Annotated in this window: 17 protein-coding genes; 14 read left to right on the top strand and 3 right to left on the bottom strand. The window is 70.7% G+C overall.

The window, feature by feature from the left end; all coding sequences use genetic code 11:
- Positions 1-1296: a beta-N-acetylhexosaminidase gene (gene nagZ / locus ABEA43_RS00365; protein ID WP_345557387.1), complete on the top strand. Its 1296-nt coding sequence runs from the start codon at positions 1-3 to the stop codon at positions 1294-1296.
- On the opposite strand, the gene ABEA43_RS00360 is transcribed toward nagZ, so the two are convergent.
- Positions 1293-2087: a F0F1 ATP synthase subunit A gene (locus ABEA43_RS00360; RefSeq protein ID WP_345557385.1), complete on the bottom strand. Its 795-nt coding sequence runs from the start codon at positions 2085-2087 to the stop codon at positions 1293-1295. The genes nagZ and ABEA43_RS00360 overlap by 4 nt on opposite strands.
- A gap of 204 nt (positions 2088-2291) precedes the next feature.
- Between ABEA43_RS00360 and ABEA43_RS00355 the strand changes: the two genes are divergently transcribed.
- The 5 genes from ABEA43_RS00355 to ABEA43_RS00335 all read left to right on the top strand — a co-directional run bounded on the left by ABEA43_RS00355 (position 2292) and on the right by ABEA43_RS00335 (position 5761).
- On the top strand, positions 2292-2951 hold the full coding sequence (locus ABEA43_RS00355) for an HAD family hydrolase (protein ID WP_345558750.1): 660 nt from the start codon (positions 2292-2294) through the stop codon (positions 2949-2951).
- A 113-nt stretch (positions 2952-3064) separates the two neighbouring features.
- Positions 3065-3574 carry a DUF6912 family protein gene (locus ABEA43_RS00350; protein ID WP_345557383.1) on the top strand — a complete coding sequence of 170 codons (510 nt, stop codon included), beginning with the start codon at positions 3065-3067 and terminating at the stop codon, positions 3572-3574.
- Positions 3575-3675: 101 nt separating this feature from the next.
- Complete coding sequence (locus tag ABEA43_RS00345) at positions 3676-4128, top strand: DUF2690 domain-containing protein (protein ID WP_345557381.1); 453 nt, start codon at positions 3676-3678, stop codon at positions 4126-4128.
- Between the two features lie 172 nt (positions 4129-4300).
- Positions 4301-4927: an HAD family hydrolase gene (locus ABEA43_RS00340; RefSeq protein WP_345557379.1), complete on the top strand. Its 627-nt coding sequence runs from the start codon at positions 4301-4303 to the stop codon at positions 4925-4927.
- A 102-nt stretch (positions 4928-5029) separates the two neighbouring features.
- A complete protein-coding gene (locus ABEA43_RS00335; RefSeq protein WP_345557377.1) occupies positions 5030-5761 on the top strand; it encodes an HAD family hydrolase in 732 nt (243 codons plus the stop codon).
- On the opposite strand, the gene ABEA43_RS00330 is transcribed toward ABEA43_RS00335, so the two are convergent.
- Positions 5745-7337: a penicillin-binding transpeptidase domain-containing protein gene (locus ABEA43_RS00330; protein ID WP_345557375.1), complete on the bottom strand. Its 1593-nt coding sequence runs from the start codon at positions 7335-7337 to the stop codon at positions 5745-5747. The two genes, ABEA43_RS00335 and ABEA43_RS00330, sit on opposite strands and share 17 nt — an antisense overlap.
- 108 nt (positions 7338-7445) lie before the next feature.
- Here ABEA43_RS00330 and ABEA43_RS00325 point away from each other — a divergent pair, with 108 nt between their 5' ends.
- Genes ABEA43_RS00325 through ABEA43_RS00315 form a run of 3 tightly spaced genes read left to right on the top strand, consistent with a single transcriptional unit; the run spans position 7446 to position 11254 of the window.
- Positions 7446-8375, top strand: a complete 930-nt coding sequence (locus ABEA43_RS00325) for a LysR family transcriptional regulator (protein ID WP_345557373.1) — start codon at positions 7446-7448, stop codon at positions 8373-8375.
- Positions 8372-9229 carry a serine hydrolase gene (locus ABEA43_RS00320; RefSeq protein ID WP_345557371.1) on the top strand — a complete coding sequence of 286 codons (858 nt, stop codon included), beginning with the start codon at positions 8372-8374 and terminating at the stop codon, positions 9227-9229. Before ABEA43_RS00325 ends, ABEA43_RS00320 begins: the two co-directional genes overlap by 4 nt.
- Before the next feature lie 57 nt (positions 9230-9286).
- Complete coding sequence (locus tag ABEA43_RS00315) at positions 9287-11254, top strand: acetoacetate--CoA ligase (protein ID WP_345557369.1); 1968 nt, start codon at positions 9287-9289, stop codon at positions 11252-11254.
- Here ABEA43_RS00315 and ABEA43_RS00310 read toward each other — a convergent pair.
- Complete coding sequence (locus ABEA43_RS00310; protein WP_345557367.1) at positions 11235-12956, bottom strand: zinc-binding dehydrogenase; 1722 nt, start codon at positions 12954-12956, stop codon at positions 11235-11237. The two genes, ABEA43_RS00315 and ABEA43_RS00310, sit on opposite strands and share 20 nt — an antisense overlap.
- Positions 12957-13074: 118 nt before the next feature.
- Here ABEA43_RS00310 and ABEA43_RS00305 point away from each other — a divergent pair, with 118 nt between their 5' ends.
- The 5 genes from ABEA43_RS00305 to rhaS all read left to right on the top strand — a co-directional run bounded on the left by ABEA43_RS00305 (position 13075) and on the right by rhaS (position 18900).
- On the top strand, positions 13075-14028 hold the full coding sequence (locus ABEA43_RS00305) for an AraC family transcriptional regulator (RefSeq protein ID WP_345557365.1): 954 nt from the start codon (positions 13075-13077) through the stop codon (positions 14026-14028).
- A 177-nt stretch (positions 14029-14205) separates the two neighbouring features.
- Positions 14206-15702 (top strand): sugar ABC transporter ATP-binding protein, encoded by a 1497-nt coding sequence (locus ABEA43_RS00300; protein ID WP_345557363.1) that lies wholly within the window; start codon positions 14206-14208, stop codon positions 15700-15702.
- A gap of 102 nt (positions 15703-15804) precedes the next feature.
- Positions 15805-16845, top strand: coding sequence for an ABC transporter permease (locus ABEA43_RS00295; RefSeq protein WP_345557361.1), 1041 nt, complete (start codon positions 15805-15807; stop codon positions 16843-16845).
- Positions 16835-17818 (top strand): ABC transporter permease, encoded by a 984-nt coding sequence (locus ABEA43_RS00290; protein ID WP_345557359.1) that lies wholly within the window; start codon positions 16835-16837, stop codon positions 17816-17818. The genes ABEA43_RS00295 and ABEA43_RS00290 overlap by 11 nt, the downstream gene beginning before the upstream one ends.
- On the top strand, positions 17815-18900 hold the full coding sequence (gene rhaS / locus ABEA43_RS00285) for a rhamnose ABC transporter substrate-binding protein (protein ID WP_345557357.1): 1086 nt from the start codon (positions 17815-17817) through the stop codon (positions 18898-18900). The genes ABEA43_RS00290 and rhaS overlap by 4 nt, the downstream gene beginning before the upstream one ends.
- Positions 18901-18908: the final 8 nt, after the last annotated feature.

Genomic DNA, 18908 nt, shown 5'->3' with positions numbered 1-18908 from the left:
ATGCTTCGACGGATCGGTACGACGGGTCTCCTGGTGCTCGCTATGACGGCCTGCGGCGGCGGCGGGGCAGGCGCGGCCCCCACGGGGGGCAAGGCCGCGCCGCCCGCGCAGAGCACGCCGCCGCAGACCTCGCGCCCGCCGCAGGCGCAAGCCGATCCGGTGCAGCGCGTCCTGTCGAAGCTGAGCGTCGAGGAGAAGGTCGGCCAGCTCTTCATGCCCGTCCTGTACGGCACCGCGCCCGACACCGTCTCGGGCGAGAACCAGGCGAGATACGCAGCCCAGACCCCGGCCAAGGTGATCGCCAAATACCACCTGGGCGGCGTGATCCTCTTCCCGCAGAACGTCAAGAGCACCAGCCAGGTCGTCGGCCTGACCAACGGCCTGCAGCGCTCCGCCAAGAAGGTCCCGCTCCTGGTCGGCACCGACCAGGAGAACGGCCTGGTGTCCAGGATGTCCGCGCTCATGACCCCCTTCCCGGGGGCCGCCACGATCGGCGCGACCAAGCAGCCCGCCCTGTCGCGGGCCGTGGCCAAGGCCACCGGCGAGGAGTTGCGCGCGCTCGGCGTCAACCTCGACTTCGCGCCTGTCGCCGACGTCAACGTCAACCCGCGCAACCCCGTGATCGGCCGGCGGGCCTTCGGCGACGACCCGGAGCGGGTGGCCACGATGGTCGCCGCGGCGGTCAAGGGGTTCGCCGACGCGAAGGTGGCGGCCACGGCCAAGCACTTCCCCGGCCATGGTGACACCGCGGTCGACAGTCACACCGGGCTGCCGGTGATCAAGCACACGAAGGCCGAGTGGGAGCGCATCGACGCGCCGCCGTTCAAGGCCGCGATCGAGGCCGGGGTGGACGCCGTGATGAGCGCCCACCTCGTCTTCCCCAAGCTCGACCCCTCGGGCGACCCGGCGACGCTGTCCAAGCCGATCCTGACCGGCCTGCTGCGGGAGAAGCTCGGCTTCGACGGCGTGATCTCCACCGACGCGCTCAACATGGGGGGCGTGCGCAAGAAGTACAACGACGGCGAGATCTCCGTGCGCGCCGTGCTGGCCGGGGCCGATCTGCTGCTCATGCCGAACGACCTGCCCAAGGCGTACCAGGCGGTGCTGGCCGCGGTGAAGTCGGGCCGGATCTCCGCGCAGCGGCTCGACCAGTCCGTCACCAGGCTGCTGAAGCTCAAGCAGGCCAAGGGCCTGCTGACCGAGGCGCCCGTCGCCTCGGCGGAGGAGGCGGCCGGCGTGCTGCGCTCGTCCGAGCACCGCAAGCTGGCCGCCAAGGTGGCCCGCGCCGCGCGTTAGTGCGAGCCGTGCAGTCCGCTGGCGATGAACATCGAGGCCAGCATGGCGAACAGGAACGCCTGCAGGACCTGGACGAACATCTCGAACGCGGTCATCGCGATGGTCATCAGCACGCCGAGCACCCCGATGCCCACGCCCAGCGGGGTGAGCCGCTCGAAGATGAACCAGAAGCCCACCGAGCTGAAGAAGGCCAGCAGGATGTGGCCGGCGAACATGTTCGCGAACAGCCGGAGGAAGTGGGTGAACAGTGAGTTGAGGAACACCTCGGCCAGGATCAGCGGGGCGTAGATCCCGTACGCCCAGCCGGGCAGGCCGGGCAGGTGGACGATGCCCCGCAGGTAGCCGCGTACGCCGTGGTGCCTGACCCCGAGGTAGAGCTTGATGCCGTACACGCTGACGGCCAGCACCATGGGGAAGGCGATGTACGCGGCGACGGGGAACTGGATGAACGGGACGATGCCCATCACGTTCCAGATGAGCACGGTCAGGAAGATCGTGAGGAGCAGGCCCATCCATCGGTCGGCGTCCTTGCCGAGGCTGGGCCTGGCGATCTGGTCGCGTACGAACACGTAGGCGTACTCGCCGATGCTCTGCCAGCCCCGTGGCACGAGCTTCGGTTTGGCGAACGCGGCCCAGCACACGGCCATGACGATGACCGCGCTGAGCAGGACGATCAGGACCGGCTTGGTGAGCCACTCGGGGCCGCCGGGGAAGAGAGGGGCGAACTGGAAGAGTTCGAGCCCCGGAGCGTGCCACTGGTCGGGGGAGGTGATCAGGATCGTCGTTCGCACGGCGGTCCCTTCTGGGTAGCGAGCTAACGCTGGAAAATCACCTTAACGACCGTTTTCGGATGACCTTTTTAGGGGGTTAAGAGACGAAATTTCTGATCATGTGCTGATGTCTGCACACCCGGTGTGAAATGCAATGAGTGAGTGCATTTAAGGTCATTTCTGGTGGCGTTCTATCCTAGAACGGGATTCGAGCCGGAGGTGGTCATGGTCACGGGTGTGCTCATCGACTGGGGTGGCGTGCTGACGACCAGTCTTTCCGACTCCATCGCGCGGTGGATCGCGATGGACCGGATCGACGGCGTCCACTACCACACGGTGATGCGCGAGATGATCGACCACGCCTACCGCGAGAGCAACGGTGAGGGCACTGTCGAGAGCACCGTGCACGCCCTCGAACGCGGCGAGCTCGACGGCCCCGCCTTCGAGCGCGACCTGGCCGCCAGGCTGCTGACCGTGGACGGGGTGCCACCGGTGGCCGAAGGGCTGCTGGAGCGGATGTTCGCGAACTTCGACCGGGTCGACGCGATGTACGACATGCTCCGCGACGTACGCGCTCAGGGCGTCAAGACCTGCCTGCTGTCCAACTCCTGGTCCAACGTCTACCCGCGCGACGGCTGGGACGAGATCTTCGACGCGGTCGTGATCTCCGGCGAGGTCGGCATGCGCAAGCCGGAGCCCCGCATCTTCCATCACGCGCTCGGCCAGATCGGGCTGGCGGGGGAGGAGTGCGTGTTCATCGACGACATCGAGGCCAACATCCTGGCCGCCCGCTCGCTCGGCATCGCCGGCATCCACCACAGGGACGCCGACACGACCATCGCGGAGCTCGAAACGCTCTTCCGTTTCACGCTGCGAAGGGCATGATCTACCGAAAACGGTGCGAAGTCGGCCGGTAATGAGGTCTTGACCAGGCCGTATCAGTAGGGTGTCGGTCGGCGACGCGTTGCGGCGCCCTCGCAAGCTCTGAAAGGTACGTCATGCGCGTCTATCTGCCGTGCACTCTTCCTGCTCTGGCCGCCGCGGTCGAGGCGGGGGAGCTGGGCCCGGTCCCGCTGACCGGCTACGCGGTGACCCCCGCGCTGATCGAGTGGTATGCCTCGGGCGACTCCGAGGAGCTCGAATACGTCGCGCTCACCGAGGCGGCCCGCGCGTCGCTGCGGATGCTCGCCGCCGGCCGCGCCGACGGCGTCGCGGCGGCCTCCCGCCGCGTGGTGGTGGTGGCCGAGGTGCCGGACCGGTCGGCCGCGGCGGGCGCCGACCTGGAGGAGCGGGCGAGGGTACGCCTCGCGGAGCCGATCCCGCTGGCCAAGGTGGCCGCGGTGCACGTGGACGACCTCTACGCCGTCTCCGACGTCGAGGCCGCGATCGCCGCGCTGCCCGCCGCCGACGAGGGCGACGACGACGCGAGGTTCACCGTGGACGGGGCGGAGGCGCACGAGCTCATGTGGTACGCGACGCAGGAGATCCCTGACCTGCTGGATTCATAACGGTGACGTCACATCGGCACCCCCCGCCCCACACACCTCACAGAGATCTCGCTAAGGTCCCGACGCAGCACCATTTGTCTGACCAAAGGAGTGGGTTCTCAGTGAAGCTTCGAGTTGTGGCGACCGCGATCGGGGTGGCGGCGGTGGCCCTCTTCGCAGCCTCCCCCGCGAACGCCCAGGTGGCGGCGCACCGGTACGACCACAAGGACCCGTACAAGTCCGGGTGCGGCAACGCGGCCCGCGTCGTGAAGACCGGCAAGATCAACAGCCGGGCCAACGGCCAGGTCGGGACGATCAAGCTCATGTGGTCCGGCAAGTGCCAGACCAACTGGATCGAGATCAGCACCGCCACGTCCGCGCACGGCATCATCAGCGTGTACACGGAGGACGGCCGCTACGACAAGTTCAGCTTCAAGGCCGGCAACCGCGGCCGGCACTGGGGCAACATGGTCTGGGCCAAGGACATGTGCGCCTGGGGCGGCGCCAGCGTCCAGTGGAACGGCGGCAGGGGCGGCCAGAACGGCGCCGGCACCACGGCCAAGGCCTGCGGCTAGGCAATCCCGGGGGCCGTGGCCTGACGGTCACGGCCTGCGTCCGGGCAGTCGCGGAATCGTCGGCCTGACGGCCACGGCCTGCGGCTGAGCGGTCCCGGGAGGGCCGTGGCCTGACAGTCATGGCCCTCCCGTTCACCGGAATGTCACACCGGCCGATTAAGCTGGATGCGACATGACAAAGCACATCATCTGGGATTGGAACGGCACGCTCTTCCACGACATCGACGCCGTGGTCGGAGCCACCAACGAGGTCTTCAGGCCGTATGAGCTGCCTGAGATGACCGCTGACGGCTTCCGCGCCGTCTACACCCGCCCGATCTGGGTCGCCTACGAGCGCATGCTCGGCCGCCCGCTCGCCGAAGGCGAGTGGGAGCTGCTCGACGACGGGTTCCACGAGCACTACTTCCGGCTGAGCGTGGCCTGCGGGCTGGCCGCCGACGCGCTGCTCACGCTGGCGAACTGGACGGGCACGCAGTCGCTCTGCTCGATGGCGCCGCACGCCCACCTGGTGCCGCTCGTCGACTCGTTCGGCATCACCCGGCACTTCACCAGGGTCGACGGCCTGCTCGGCACCACCGGCGGTGAGAAGGCCGCGCACATGACCGCGCACATCGAGGCCATCAGCGTCGATCCAGGCGAGGTCCTGGTGATCGGCGACAGCGTGGACGACGGGCTCGCCGCCAAGCACGTGGGGGCCAAGGCGGTGCTCTACACCGGCGGGATGACCACGCGGGCCGAGCTGGAGGGCACCGGGCTGCCGGTGGTGGACACCCTCGCGGAGGCGCTGGACTACGCATAGAGTCGCACCTGGTCATGCTTAAATCGCTCATGCGGCGGCTCTGAGCCCGGCGTCCGCCTTACCCTGCAAGGGTCCCCCCAGGAGGCCGCCATTAACCGCCTTGTGCTCTGGAACATCGACCTGACCCTGGTCGACGTCGCCATCGTGACCAGAGACGCCTATGCCGAGGCGTTCCGCATCGTGACCGGGCGCCCGCTGGTCAAGCTCGTGCCGGCGCTGGGCCGTCCAGACTCCGAGATCGTCTTCGAGACGCTCGCGGTCAACGGGATCCAGGCCGAGGACGACCACCTGCCCAAGTTCCTGTCCGCGCTCGCCCTGGCCTTCGCCGACCGGCGCGGGCGGCTGGCCAAGGAGGGGCGGATGATGTCCGGGGCCAAGGCCGCGCTCAAGGCGGTGTCCAGGCTCGACGGCGTGGTCCAGACGGTGCTGACCGGCACCATCAAGGGCAACGCCGTGCACAAGCTGAAGGCGTTCGGGCTGGACAAGTACGTCGACTTCGAGCTGGGCGGCTACGGCGAGGAGGTCTATCCCAAGGCGACGCTGCTCCAGGTCGCCCAGGGGCGGGCCAAGCAGCGGCTCGCCACCCCGTTCACCGCGGCCAACACCGTGGTGATCGGCGACTCCACGCGTGACGTGCAGGCCGCCAAGATCGGCGGAGCCGGGATGATCGGGGTCGCCTCCGGGCGCTCGATGGCGAGCGAGCTGCGGGAAGCGGGGGCCGATCTCGTGCTGCCCGACCTGTCCGACTCCTCCGAGGTGGTGGCCGCGGTGGCGAGCCTGACGTCCTCCATGGACCCCCGGCCCGGGCAGCCCGATTTCAGCTCATGGCGTTGAGGAAGCGGGCCGCGATGGGCGCCGCGACGGCCGAGCCCGCGCCGCCGCCCTCGACGATCACCGCGAACGCCAGGTCGTCCTTGTAGCCGATGAACCACGAGTGCGCGGGCGGCTCCTTGCCCGAGCCGTACTCCGCCGTGCCGGTCTTGCCCGCCGTGCCGGACGGGAAGCTCACGGCGTGGGCGGTGCCGTCGGTGACGACGGCGGGCATGAGCTCGCGCAGCGCGGCCACGACACTCTGCTCCAGCGGACGCGGGTTGTCCGGCTGGGCGTCCGGGATCGACTCGCCGGTGACGAGCCTGGGCGCGATCCAGGCCCCCGAGGCGATGGCCGCGGCGACCGAGGCCATGTTCAGCGGGCTGGCCAGCACCCGGCCCTGCCCGATCGAGGCGGAGGCCAGGTCGGTGTCGTCCTTGGGCGCGGGGAACTCGGCGCGCACGGCCGGCACACCGGGCGTGATCGGGGTGCCGAAGCCGAAGCTGCCGGCGACCTTGGCCAGCCTGCCGTCGTTCAGCTCGGCGACGCTCATCTCCCCGAACGTGGTGTTGCACGAATGCGCGAACGCCTCCTGGAACGTCAGCGTCCCGAAGTCCTCGAAGCCCGCGTTGTGGAAGGGGAAGCCGCCGATGTTCTTCTCGGCCGGGCAGGAGACCTGCTTGCCCGGCTCGGCCCCGTCCGCGACCAGCGCGGAGGCCGTCACGACCTTGAACGTCGAACCGGGCGGATATTTGCCGAGCAGCGCCCTGTTGAACCCGCCCGGCTTGTTGACCACGGCCAGGATCTCCCCGGTGGAGGCCCGCAGCGCGACCAGGGAGGCGGGCTTGCGCACCCCGTCCAGCGCCGCGGCGCCGGCACGGTGGACCTTGAGGTCGATCGTGGTCTGGATCGGCCGGTTCCCGCCCGGTTCGACCACGGTTTTGATGACCTGGTCGCCCTGGACGAGGTCGATCCTGGCGCGGTTCTGGGCCTTGAAGCGGTCGGGGAGCGTCTCCTTGACGCCCTCGACGAGCTGCTGCACGGAGCCGGGCGCGTCCGGGGAGTTGACCGGGGTGCCGTCGGCGGCCAGCACCTGGAGCGGGTCGCCGTCCTGCGTGACCACGCGCAGCGAGAGGCCCTTCTTGAGCAGCGGGTGGATGGCGGCCGGGGTCCAGGCGACCCGCCAGCCGCCGTCGCGCTCGACGAGCTTGAGCTGCCCGCTGTAGTCCCAGTCACGCGGCCCGGCCAGCCTGGCGCTGAAGCCGACCACGCCGTCGCCGTCCGCGGCCGAGGCGGCGAACACCCCCGAGGGCCTGGGCCGGTGGAAGTCGGCCTGGGTGAGCTTCAGGCCCGTACGGAAGCGCCGGTGCCAGGTCTCGAAGTCGGCGGGCGGATCGGCGACCAGCGCGCGCATCTCCGGGTAGTTCCCGGCGGACCAGGCCGCGAGATAGCGGTCGGCCGTCTCCTCGGGCGAGCCCTCCGTGCGCAGCGCCCAGACGACGCCTGCCGTCGCGACGATGGGGGCCAGCAGCCCCGCGACGATCCACGGCCATCTGCGCCGCCGCCGTGATCTCTCCTCCGGCTGGAGGTGTGCGTACATTGTCCCCGTTTGTGGTGCCATGAGGCAGAGGACACCAGAGGGGCGGTGATGGTGTCCAATACTGATATAGCTTCTTCATAGATATAAATGTGGATATATTTGCTGGTCATGGACCTTGTCCGGCATCTCCGCTACTTCACCGTGGTGGCGGAGGAACTCCACTTCGGCAACGCGGCGATCCGGCTCGGCATGGCGCAGCCGCCGCTCAGCCAGCGCATCAAGCGGCTGGAGGAAGAGCTCGGCGTGCGGTTGTTCGACCGCTCGGCCCGCCAGGTCCGGCTCACCGAGGCGGGCCGGCTGCTGCTGGCCGAGGCCCGCGAGATCGTGGCCAGGGTGGACCGCCTGCACGAGCTGGCCAGGCACGGCGAGGGCGCGGTGCTGAAGGTCGGCGTCCCGCCCGACCTGGCCCCCGCAGTGATCGCCGCCCTGGTCGCGGGGTTCCGCGAGACCAACCCGGGCGTACGCCTCGCGCCCGCCGAGATCTGGACCGCCGACCAGGTGGCGGCGCTGACCGAGGGCGTGATCGACGTCGGCGTGGTCCGCCATCCGGTCGCCGCGCCTGGGCTGCGCTTCGGCCAGGTCCTCGTGCAGGCGCAGGGCGTGCTGCTGGCCGACGGCGACCCGCTGGCCGGCGCTGGCGAGGTGCACCTGGCCGACCTGGCCGGGCGCGAGCTGCTGATGCCGCCCAAGGAGGGCGAGCCGGGGCTGCACGCGGAGATGCTGTCGGAGTGCCGCCGCCACGGCTACGTGCCCGTACAGGTGCACCAGGGCGCCGGGCTGGGGCTGGTGCTGGCGGGGGCGGCGGTCGCGTTCGGGCCGAAGGCGGAGCACCCGGGAGTGGCCTGGCGGCCGCTGCTAGGCTCGCCGATCACGTGCCGGGTCTCCACCGCCTGGCGCGCGGCGACGGCCCCGGTCGGCGACCTGGTCGCCGACTTCTCGGCCGTGGCGGTACGCACGTTGAAGGAGAACGCCGGGATGACGGACGAGGGCGCCGTGCCCGTACGCCGGATCAGCCGCAGGCCGGGGATGCTGGCATGAGCGCGCCCGACTTCGAGGCACTGTTCCGGATGGCCGGAGTCACCGGCTGGCTGTACGCGGCCGACATCGACACGGGCCGCGAGATCGGCCACGGCGCCGACGAGCCGCTGCCGGCCGCGTCGATGTTCAAGGTGCCCCTGCTGGTGGAGTTCTGCCGGCAGGCGGACGCCGGGCTGCTCGACCCCGCCGCCCGGGTGACCGTGACCGAGGCCGACCGGGTGACCGGGCCCACGGGGATCTCCTCGATGCTCGACGACGTGACGATCTCGCTGCGCGACCTGGCGTACCTGATGATCGCGGTGAGCGACAACAGCTCGGCCGACGTGCTGCTGCGCCTGATCGGGTTCGACGCGGTCAACGCCATGCTGGCGGGGTTCGGGCTGGACGGCACGCATGTCTCGCAGAGCTGCAAGGAGTCCAACGAGAGCATGCGCTGGGACACCGGGCACGGCTGGCCGTACGTGGATCCCGACGACATCGCGCTGCTGCGGGTGCTCGACCCCGCGCGGTCGAACCGGAGCACCCCCCGCGAGATGGCGCGGCTGTTCGGGCTGATCTGGCGGGACGAGGCGGCCTCCGCGGAGTCGTGCGCGTGGATGCGCGGCGTGCTGAACATGCAGGTGTGGCCGCACCGGCTGGCCTCCGGTTTCCCGTACGACGACGTGGCCGTCAGCGGCAAGACCGGGACGTTCCCGACGCTGCGCAACGAGTCGGGCGTCGTCGAATACCCCGACGGCCGGCGCTACGCGGTGGCGGTCTTCACCCGCTCGCTCAGCACCGCGCTCAACCAGCCGCGCGCCGACGCGGTGATCGGCACGGCCGCGCGTATGGCGGTGGACCACCTACGGAGATAGCAAGTTGTGTGGGGAGTCAGGTATGACTTTCCCTTGATCGGGCGACAGGATGGACACATGGTTGCTGAGGGCGAGCTTCTCTGGGAGCCGGGTGAAGAGGCCGTCGCTTCGGCCCGGCTGACCCGCTACCTGGAGTCGCTGGGGCGGTCCGGATCCTACGAGGACGCGTGGCGGTGGTCCGTCGATCGCCCCGCCGAGTTCTGGACGTCGATCTGGGACTACTTCGACGTGCTCGGCGAGCGCGGCGACGGGCCGGTGCTGTCGGGGACCATGCCGGACGTGGAGTGGTTCGCGGGCAGCTCGATCAACTACGCCGAGAACGCGCTGCGTCGCACCGAGGGCACCGCCGTCGTGTTCGTCTCCGAGGACGGCGCCCGCCAGGAGCTGAGCATGGCGGAGCTGCGCGAGGAGGTCGCCCGCGTCAGGACGGGCCTGATCGCCCTGGGCGTCGGCCGTGGCGACCGGGTGGCCGGCTACCTGCCGAACATCCCGCAGGCCCTCATCGCCTTCCTCGCCACCGCGTCGCTCGGCGCGATCTGGTCGGCGGGGTCGCCCGACTTCGGGGTGCCGAGCATCGTCGACCGGTTCCGGCAGATCGAGCCCAAGGTGCTCATCGCGGTCGACGGCTACCACTACAACGGCAAGAGCTACGACCGCTCGGCCGCCGTCAACGAGATCGCCGCCGAGCTGCCCACGCTGCGCGCGACCGTGTGGATCCCGTACCTGGCGGCCGTCGAGGAGGGCCGCGCGCCGCAGCAGGCCGAGCCCGGCCAGGCACACACCCAGGAGCCGCCGCACGGCGAGGTGATCGGCTGGGAGGGGCTGCGGGCCGAGGAGGGGCCGCTGGAGTTCGAGCGGGTGCCGTTCGGCCACCCGCTGTGGATCCTCTACTCCAGCGGCACGACCGGGCTGCCCAAGCCGATCGTGCACGGGCACGGCGGCGTGGTGCTCGAACACCTCAAGTCGCTCGCCTTCCACCAGGATCTGGGCGAGGGCGATGTGTTCTTCTGGTACACCACCACGGGCTGGATGATGTGGAACTACCTCATCGGCGCCCTGCTGGTGGGGGCCACGCCCGTGATGTACGACGGCTCGGCCACCTACCCGTCGCCGGCCGCGCTGTGGCGGATCGCCGACTCGGAGGACGTGACGTACTTCGGGGTCGGGGCGCCGTACATCATGGCCTCGCTGAAGGCCGGGATCCATCCCGAGGGGCTGGAGCGCCTGCGCGGCGTCGGCTCGACCGGCTCGCCGCTGCCGCCCGAGGGGTTCGCCTGGGCCGCCGCCGAGCTGCCCGGGATCCCGCTGGGCTCGTTCTCCGGCGGCACCGACGTGTGCACCGGGTTCGTCGGGGCCACCATGCTGCACCCGATCAGGGCGGGGATCATCCCGTGCCGGTCGCTGGGGGCGAAGGTGGCCGCGTTCGACCCCTCGGGCGCGCCCGTCGTGGGGGAGGTGGGTGAGCTGGTGCTGACCGGGCCGATGCCGTCGATGCCGGTGATGTTCTGGAACGACCCCTCGGGCGAGCGGTATTTCGAGAGCTACTTCGACGTCTACCCCGGCGTGTGGCGGCACGGCGACTGGATCAAGATCGAGGAGGACGGGAGCTGTGTGATCTACGGGCGCTCCGACTCGACCCTGAACCGGGGCGGCGTCCGGATGGGCACGAGCGAGTTCTACCGGGTCGTCGAGCGGTTCGAGGAGATCGCCGACAGCCTGGTGATCGACACCGGTCAGCTCGGGCAGGAGGGGCGGCTGCTGCTGTACGTGACGCTCGCCGAGGGCGTCACGATGGAGGAGCCGCTGGAACGCGCGCTCTGCGAGGCGTTGCGCAAGGAGCTGTCGCCGCGGCACGTCCCGAACGAGATCCACGCCGTCCCCGGCATCCCGCGTACGCTCTCCGGCAAGAAGCTGGAGGTCCCCGTACGCAAGATCCTCCTCGGCACCCCCGTGGAGCAGGCGGCCAACCCGGACGCCATGGCCAACCCGGAGGTGCTGGAGCACTTCAGGCCACGGACAGGATGATCTTCCCGCGGGTGCCGCCCGACTCGGCCCTGCGGTGGATCGCGGCCAGCTCTGACAGCGGGTGCGACTCGGCGACCTCGACGGCCAGCGTGCCCGCGTCGGCCATGGCGGCCATCGTGGCGAGCTGGGCGGGGTCGTTGCGGGCCACGAAGTGCGTGCCGCCCTCGATCGGGGTGGCGATCGTGATCACCGTCTTGCCGAGCCCGGCCAGGGCGGCGGCGGCCCGCTCGTCCAGCCCGGCCAGGTTCAGGACCACGTCCATGCCGCCGGGGAGCGGCTCGGCGGTGTAGTCGATCACGTGGTCCGCCCCGTACCGTGCGACGGCCGCCGCGCTGCGCGGGCTCGCCGTGGCCGTCACGGTCGCGCCCGCGAGCTTGGCGAGCTGGACCGCGAACATGCCGACCCCGCCGCCGGCGCCGTTGATCAGGACGTGGTGGCCGCTGGTGAGGCGGGCGTGCTCGTGGACGGCCTGGTAGGCGGTGAGGCCGGCAGTCGGGATGGCGGCCGCGTGGGCGAGCGGGATGTGCTCCGGTGCTCTGGCCAGGAGGGCGGCGGGCGCGGTCACGTAGTCGGCCGCCGCCGCCTCGACGAGGCCGAACACGCGGTCGCCAGGAGCCAGGTCCGTGACGCCCGGCCCGGTCTCGACGACCGTGCCCGCCACGTCCCAGCCGAGGGTGTGCGGCAGGGTCACCTGGAGGATGCCGCTCAGCAGCCCGGTGCGCAGGCCGATCTCGGACGGGTTGAAGGAGGTGGCGGCCACCTCGATGAGGACCTCTCCTGGGGCGGGGCTGGGGGTGGGGACGCGGTCGTGACGGATCACGGACGCGTCGCCGTACTCGTGGAGCCGCGCGGCGCGCATGGTGGCGGGCACGGTGGCTTCGGGCGCGCCGGGGGCGCGGCCTGACGCTTCCGGGCCGGGGGCGCGCAGGGTGAAGTCGGTGGCGTGGTCGATCACCCAGGAGCGGAACGTTCTGGGGGCGGCCTTCGTGATCTCCTCGACCGCTGACGTGACCGGGGCCGGGTGGTGCACGAGGTCGGCCTGGAAGCGGAGGACGCCGTCCACCGCCTCGGGAGGCCAGCCCGTGGCCAGCAGGTCGGCGCGGGCCTGGTGGGGTGGGATCTCCGCCCAGTGCGCCGGAAATTTCAGTACTTCGGAGATGATGCGGACCTGGTCGGCCTGAGTGATCGACTCCGGACCGGTCAGCTCGTGAACGGCCCCGTGCTGCCCGTCATCCAGCAGGGCCCGTACGGCGACCGCAGCGATGTCCCGTTCGTGCACCGGCGGCACGGCAGCAGCGCCGTACGCCCCGCGCACCACCCCCGCCCGCACCTGCCGGGCCCAGCGCAGCGCGTTGGCCGCGAAGGCGTGCGGGCGCAGGAACGTCCACTCCAGCCCCGACTCCTCGATCAGCCGCTCGACCTCGCGCTCGTGGTCGCGCACCGCGGCGGAGGACAGGTAGACCACGCGCCGGGCCCGCGCGGCGATCGCCTCGATCACCGCTCGCGCCCCGTCCGCCGTGGCGAACGGCCACACCAGGAACACCGCGTCCACCCCGTCGAGCGGCAGCGACTCCGGCACCGTCAGGTCGCCGCCCCCCAGACCCCTGATCAAGGCCCTGACCTTCGCCCCCGCCTCCTCCAGCTGCGCCGCCACCTGCCGGCCGACCGTGCCGGTCGCCCCCGTCACCAGAACCGTGCTCACGAAGCACTCCTTTCGTCGGGGACCAACAGTAGAAGCCCGGAGGAAGACCTCCAATGCGTGATTGTCGTAAATTTAATACGCGATCGTCTTGCCGGTCCATGTGGTCTAGACTTTCGCTGTGGACGTGCTCAGCGACGTGATCGCCAACATGCGTACCGGACACCCCCGCTCGGCGCGCGTCGAATGGCGCGCGCCCTGGGGCCAGCGGTTCCCGTCGGTGCCCGGTTCCGCCGGGTTCCAGGTCGTCCTGCAAGGGTCGGGCTGGCTGCTCCCGCCGGACGGCGACCCCATCGCGCTGTCGGTGGGCGACGTGGTCTTCTTCCCCCACGGTCACGGCTACGTCATGGCCGATTCGCCGGCCACGCCCGTGGCCGAGCCCGCCTGCGACCCGCTGGAGGAGGGGCCCGGCCTGTTCGCCTCCGCCTCGATGGACGGCCCCGGCCAGGTCACGGTGCTGCTGTGCGGCGGCTACCGGCTCGACCCGAGCCGGGCGCACCCGATCCTGCGCGACCTGCCTGACCTGATCCATCTGCCGGCCAGGCTCGGCCTCAACCCTGAGCTCCGTGCCGCCGTCGAGTTCCTGGGAGCGGAGATCCAGCACCCCCGGCTGGGCGCGGACACGGTCGTGACGTCGCTCCTCGACATGCTGCTGCTCTACCTGCTGCGGGCCTGGTTCGACGCCGGGCCCGGCCGTTGCGAGGTCGGCGGGTGGGCCCAGGCGCTGGCGGATCCGGGCGTCAGCGCCGCGCTGGACGCCGTGCACCGGGATCCCGCGCATCCGTGGACGGTGGAGGAGCTGGGCACGCGGGCGGGGCTGTCGCGGGCGGCCTTCTCCCGCCGGTTCAGCACGCTGGTCGGCCGGCCGCCGCTCGCCTATGTCACCTGGTGGCGGCTGTCCACGGCGGCCCGTCTCCTGCGGGAGTCCGGCGCGCCGCTGGGCGAGATCGCGGCCGAGGTCGGCTACGGCTCGGAGTTCGCCTTCGCCAACGCCTTCAAGCGGGAGCACGGCGTGGCCCCCGGCCGCTACCGCCGCGAGGTCTGCCCTCCGCCTGCGACCGCCCTGTCCCGTTGATCCTGCGGCGGGATTCTCCTTTTCCCATGGGTAAAGGGCTTAAAACGTAACAATCAAGACGCGGCTGGCAGGCGAGAGGGCTTATGGAAATCTCGTCGTAACCAACCATTGACGCCGGGGCGCTGGCTGATCTACCGTCCTCCCACCGCTTAAAACGATTTTTCCGGGAGTGCGGTAATGGATGTATCTCCCGTTCTATCCCTCTCACAGGTCAGCAAGTCCTTCGGCGCGGTCAGGGCCGTACGCGAGGTGTCCCTTGACCTGTTCCCCGGCGAGGCGCACGCGCTCGCGGGGGAGAACGGCGCGGGCAAGTCCACGCTCGTGAAGATCCTCTCCGGCGTGCACCGGCCGGATTCCGGGCGGATCCTGCTGGACGGCGAGCCGGTCGAGTTCGGCGGCCCCGCCGACGCGCAGCACGCCGGGGTCGCGGTGATCTATCAGGAGCCGACCCTGTTCCCCGACCTGTCGGTCATGGAGAACATCTTCATGGGCCGCCAGCCCCGCTCCCGCCTCGGCATCGACCGGCGGGCCATGCGCGCGAGCGCGGCCGAGCTGTTCGCCGGGCTCGGCGTGCGGCTCGACCCCGACCAGCCGGCCCGCGGCCTGTCCATCGCCGACCAGCAACTGGTCGAGATCGCCAAGGCGCTGTCGCTGCGGGCCAGGGTGCTCGTCATGGACGAGCCGACCGCGGCGCTGTCGGGCAAGGAGGTGGCCCGGCTGTTCGGCGTCGCGAGGACGCTGCGCGAGCAGGGGTGCGCGCTGCTGTTCATCTCGCACCGGCTGGAGGAGATGTTCGAGCTGTGCCAACGGGTCACCACCCTGCGCGACGGCGCTTTCGTGGCGAGCGACCTGATCGCCGACATCAGCGCCGACGATCTCGTACGCCGCATGGTCGGCCGGGACCTGGAGGCGTTGTTCCCCAAGCAGGAGACGGACACCGGCGAGGTGGCGCTCCAGGTGCGCCGGCTCACCCGTGAGGGCGTGTTCACCGACGTGTCCTTCGAGGTGCGGCGCGGCGAGATCGTCGCGCTGGCCGGGCTGGTCGGGGCTGGGCGCAGCGAGGTGGCGCGGGCCGTGTTCGGGATCGACCGGTGGGACGCGGGCAGCGTCGAGGTGGACGGGCGGCGGCTGCGGCCCGCGAGCCCCACGGCCGCGATGGCGGCGGGCCTGGCGCTGGTGCCCGAGGACCGGCGGCAGCAGGGGCTCGTCATGGACCTGTCCATCGAGCGCAACATCGGGCTCGCCGGGCTGGCCTCCGTACGCAGGGGGCCGCTGATCTCCCGGCCGGCCGAGCGGGAGCGGGCCAGGGATTGGGCGGTGCGGCTGCGGCTGAAGTTCGGGCGGCTGACGGATCCGGTGAACGTGCTGTCCGGCGGCAACCAGCAGAAGGTCGTCCTGGCCAAGTGGCTGGCCCGCAAGCCGTCCGTGCTGATCGTGGACGAGCCCACCCGGGGCATCGACGTGGGCACGAAGGCCGAGGTGCATCGCCTGCTGTCCGAGCTGGCGGCCGGTGGGGTGGCGGTGCTGATGATCTCGTCGGAGCTGCCGGAGGTGCTGGGCATGGCCGATCGGGTGCTGGTCATGCACGAAGGGCGGCTGGTCGCGGAGATCGGCCGCGCGGAGGCGACGGAGGAGAGCGTGATGGCGGCCGCCACCGGGAGGAGCGTCGCGTGAGCGGGATGAGGGGTCGCGTGCGGGCTGCCGCCACCGGGAGGGGTGCCGCGTGAGCAGGACCAGGGGTCGCGTGCGGGCGGCCGTCACCGGAAGGGGTGCCGGGTGACCGTGACCGAGGCCGAGGCGGAGACCCGACGGTCCAACGGCGGCCGGCGGCTGGTCGACCGGGTCGCCAGGGTGCGCGAGCTGGGCATCGTGGTGGCGCTCGGCATCCTGTTCGGCGTCACCGGCGCGGTGAACCCAAGCTTCCTGACCTACGCCAGCCTGCGCGACATCCTGCTCAACTCCGCGATCGTGGCCATGCTCGCGGTCGGGCAGACCCTCGTCGTCATCACCAGGAACGTGGACCTTTCGGTCAGCTCGGTGGTCGGGCTGTCGGCGTTCGGGGGCGCGCTGATCCTGGCCGACAACCCCGGCGTGCCGATCCCGGTGGTGATCGCCGGGTGCGTGCTGCTCGGCGCGGCCTGCGGGGCGATCAACGGCCTGCTCGTCGGCGTGGCCAAGGTGCCCGCGCTGGTGGCCACCCTCGGCACCCTGTACGCCTTCCGCGGCATCGACTACGCCTGGGCGGGCGGACGGCAGGTGAACGCGGCCGACATGCCCGAGAGCTTCCTGTCCCTCGGCACCCGATCGGTGCTCGGGATTCCGCTGCCCGCGCTGGTCGCCCTGGCCGTGCTCCTGGTCGTCGGCTGGATGCTGCGCAACCTGCGGGCCGGTCGCGAGCTGTACGCCATCGGCTCCAGCCCCGAGGCCGCCGTGCTGGCCGGGATCCGGGTGCGGCGCAGGATCGTGGCCGCCTTCGTCGCCAACGGGGCGCTGGCCGGGCTGGCCGGGATCATGTGGGCGGCCCGCTTCGGCACCGTGGACGCCACCGTGGCGACGGGCAAGGAGCTCGACGTGATCGCGGCGGTCGTGGTGGGCGGTGTGGCGATCTTCGGCGGCAGCGGCACGGTGTACGGGGCCGCGCTCGGGGCGCTGCTGCTGGCCGGGATCACGAGCGCGCTGGCCGTGCTGCGGGTGGACGCGCTCGCGCAGACGGCCATCAACGGCGCGCTGCTGATCGCCGCCATCGTCCTCGACCGGGTGCTCGCGCTGCGGGTCGCCGCCGCACTCCGCCGCAGGAGGTTCCACGATGCCCGCTGACCTCGCCAGGGTGGCTCGCCGGTGGGAAGGGCTGATCCTCGTCCTGCTCGTGGCCGTCGTGCTCTGGGCCTCGCTCGGCATCGACGGGTTCGCCAACGTCTCCAACGTCTCCTTCCTGCTCCTCGACACCACCGAGATCGCCCTGATGGCGCTCACCATGACGCTGGTGATCGTGGCGGCCGAGATCGACCTGTCGGTGGCCTCCACGCTCGGCCTGTCCTGCGCGGTGCTCGGCTGGCTGTGGAACGCCGGGCTCCCGATCGAGGCGATCATGCCGATCTGCCTGCTGGTCGGCGCGGCGTGCGGGGCCTTCAACGGCCTGCTCGTCACCCGGCTCGGCCTGCCCTCGCTGGCGGTGACGATCGGGACGTTCGCGCTGTTCCGCGGGCTGGCGTACGTGATGCTCGGCGACCAGGCGGTCGCCGACCTGCCCCCGGCCTACACGAGCCTGGCCACGGCCTCGGTGGGCCCGATCCCGCTGGCGACGCTGCTGGTCGTGGTGCTGGCGGCGGTGGCGGGCGTGGTGCTGCACGCGACCGGCCTCGGCCGCTCGATCTTCGCGCTCGGCTCGAACGTGGACGCCGCCTACTTCTCGGGCGTCCGGGTCAAGCGGATCAAGCTCTGGCTGTTCGTGGCCTCCGGGGTGATGGCCTCGCTGGCCTCCCTCGTCTACACCTTCCGGTACGCCAGCGCGCGGGCGGACAACGGCGTCGGCCTGGAGCTGGCCGTGGTGGCCGCCGTACTGCTCGGCGGTGTGTCGATCTTCGGCGGCCGCGGCACGCTGCCCGGCGTCCTGATGGCGGTGCTGCTGCTCGGCGTCGTACGCAATGCGCTGATCCTGGCCGATGTGGCCAACGAGGTGCTCAACTTCGTGACGGGCCTGCTACTCGTCGCATCCGTGCTGGCGCCGAACTTGGGGGCGTTCTGGCGGCGGCGCACAACTCCACAAGTGGAAGGGAAGTCCGTTTCATGACAACGCGCACCCCTTGGCGTTCTACAGCGCTCATAGCGGGACTCGTCCTGCTGACAGCCTCCTGCGGCGGCACCACGAAGACCGACGTGGCGCAGCAGCAGTCCTCCGCGCCCGCCGCCACCGCCGCGTCGTCGGCCGCGGCCGATCCGAACGCCCCGCTCAAGCAAGGACTGAAGATCGCTTTCCTGCCGAAGCAGGTGAACAACCCGTACTTCACGATCGCCGACAACGGCGGCATCGAGGCCGCCAAGGAGTTCGGTGGCGAGGGCAAGGAGGTCGGCCCGTCCGACGCCAGCGCGTCCTCGCAGGTGTCCTACATCAACACGCTGATGCAGCAGAAGCAGGACGCCATCGTGATCTCCGCGAACGACCCCAACGCGGTCGTCCCCGCGCTCAAGCAGGCACGGGCCGCCGGGATCAAGGTCGTCAGCTACGACTCCGACACCGCGGCCGAGGGCCGTGACGTGTTCGTCAACCAGGCCGGTGCCGAGGACCTCGGCCGTACGGAGGTGCAGCTCCTGGCCGAGCAGATCGACCACAAGGGCAAGATCGCCGTGCTCTCCGCCACACCGAACGCGACCAACCAGAACACCTGGATCGAGTTCATGAAGGATGAGCTCAAGAAGCCCGAGTACAAGGACATGGAGCTGGTCAAGGTCGCCTACGGCAACGACGACGACCAGAAGTCGTTCACCGAGACCCAGGGATTGCTGCGCTCATATCCGGATCTGGCCGGCATCATCTCGCCGACCACCGTCGGGATCGCCGCCGCCGCCCGCTACCTGTCGGACTCCCCGTCCAAGGGGAAGGTCAAGCTGACCGGTCTCGGCACGCCGAACCAGCTCAGGAAGTTCGTCAAGGACGGCACCATCGAGGCGTTCGAGCTGTGGAATCCGGCCGACCTGGGGTACCTGGCCTCGTACGCGGCCGCCGCGCTGGCCTCGGGGCAGATCACCGGGACCGAGGGCGAGAAGTTCAAGGCCGGCAAGCTCGGCGAGTACACCGTCGGAGCCAAGGGCGAGGTGCTGCTCGGCAAGCCGACCGTGTTCAACAAGGAGAACATCGACAAGTTCGACTTCTGACCGTACGC

This window comes from Nonomuraea rosea (assembly GCF_039539705.1).
Taxonomy (GTDB): domain Bacteria; phylum Actinomycetota; class Actinomycetes; order Streptosporangiales; family Streptosporangiaceae; genus Nonomuraea; species Nonomuraea rosea.
The sequence above is the reverse complement of the archived record's forward strand: the minus strand, read 5'-3'. Positions and strand labels throughout refer to the sequence as shown.

Bases quoted from the DNA above. Each gene is read 5' to 3' on its own strand.
- nagZ (WP_345557387.1), top strand. From the start codon at position 1: ATGCTTCGACGGATCGGTACGACGGGTCTCCTGGTGCTCGCTATGACG.
- ABEA43_RS00315 (WP_345557369.1), top strand. From the start codon at position 9,287: ATGGTTGCTGAGGGCGAGCTTCTCTGGGAGCCGGGTGAAGAGGCCGTC.
- ABEA43_RS00340 (WP_345557379.1), top strand. From the start codon at position 4,301: ATGACAAAGCACATCATCTGGGATTGGAACGGCACGCTCTTCCACGAC.
- rhaS (WP_345557357.1), top strand. From the start codon at position 17,815: ATGACAACGCGCACCCCTTGGCGTTCTACAGCGCTCATAGCGGGACTC.
- ABEA43_RS00320 (WP_345557371.1), top strand. From the start codon at position 8,372: ATGAGCGCGCCCGACTTCGAGGCACTGTTCCGGATGGCCGGAGTCACC.
- ABEA43_RS00290 (WP_345557359.1), top strand. From the start codon at position 16,835: ATGCCCGCTGACCTCGCCAGGGTGGCTCGCCGGTGGGAAGGGCTGATC.
- ABEA43_RS00350 (WP_345557383.1), top strand. From the start codon at position 3,065: ATGCGCGTCTATCTGCCGTGCACTCTTCCTGCTCTGGCCGCCGCGGTC.
- ABEA43_RS00355 (WP_345558750.1), top strand. From the start codon at position 2,292: ATGGTCACGGGTGTGCTCATCGACTGGGGTGGCGTGCTGACGACCAGT.
- ABEA43_RS00325 (WP_345557373.1), top strand. From the start codon at position 7,446: ATGGACCTTGTCCGGCATCTCCGCTACTTCACCGTGGTGGCGGAGGAA.
- ABEA43_RS00300 (WP_345557363.1), top strand. From the start codon at position 14,206: ATGGATGTATCTCCCGTTCTATCCCTCTCACAGGTCAGCAAGTCCTTC.
- ABEA43_RS00330 (WP_345557375.1), bottom strand. From the start codon at position 7,337: ATGTACGCACACCTCCAGCCGGAGGAGAGATCACGGCGGCGGCGCAGA.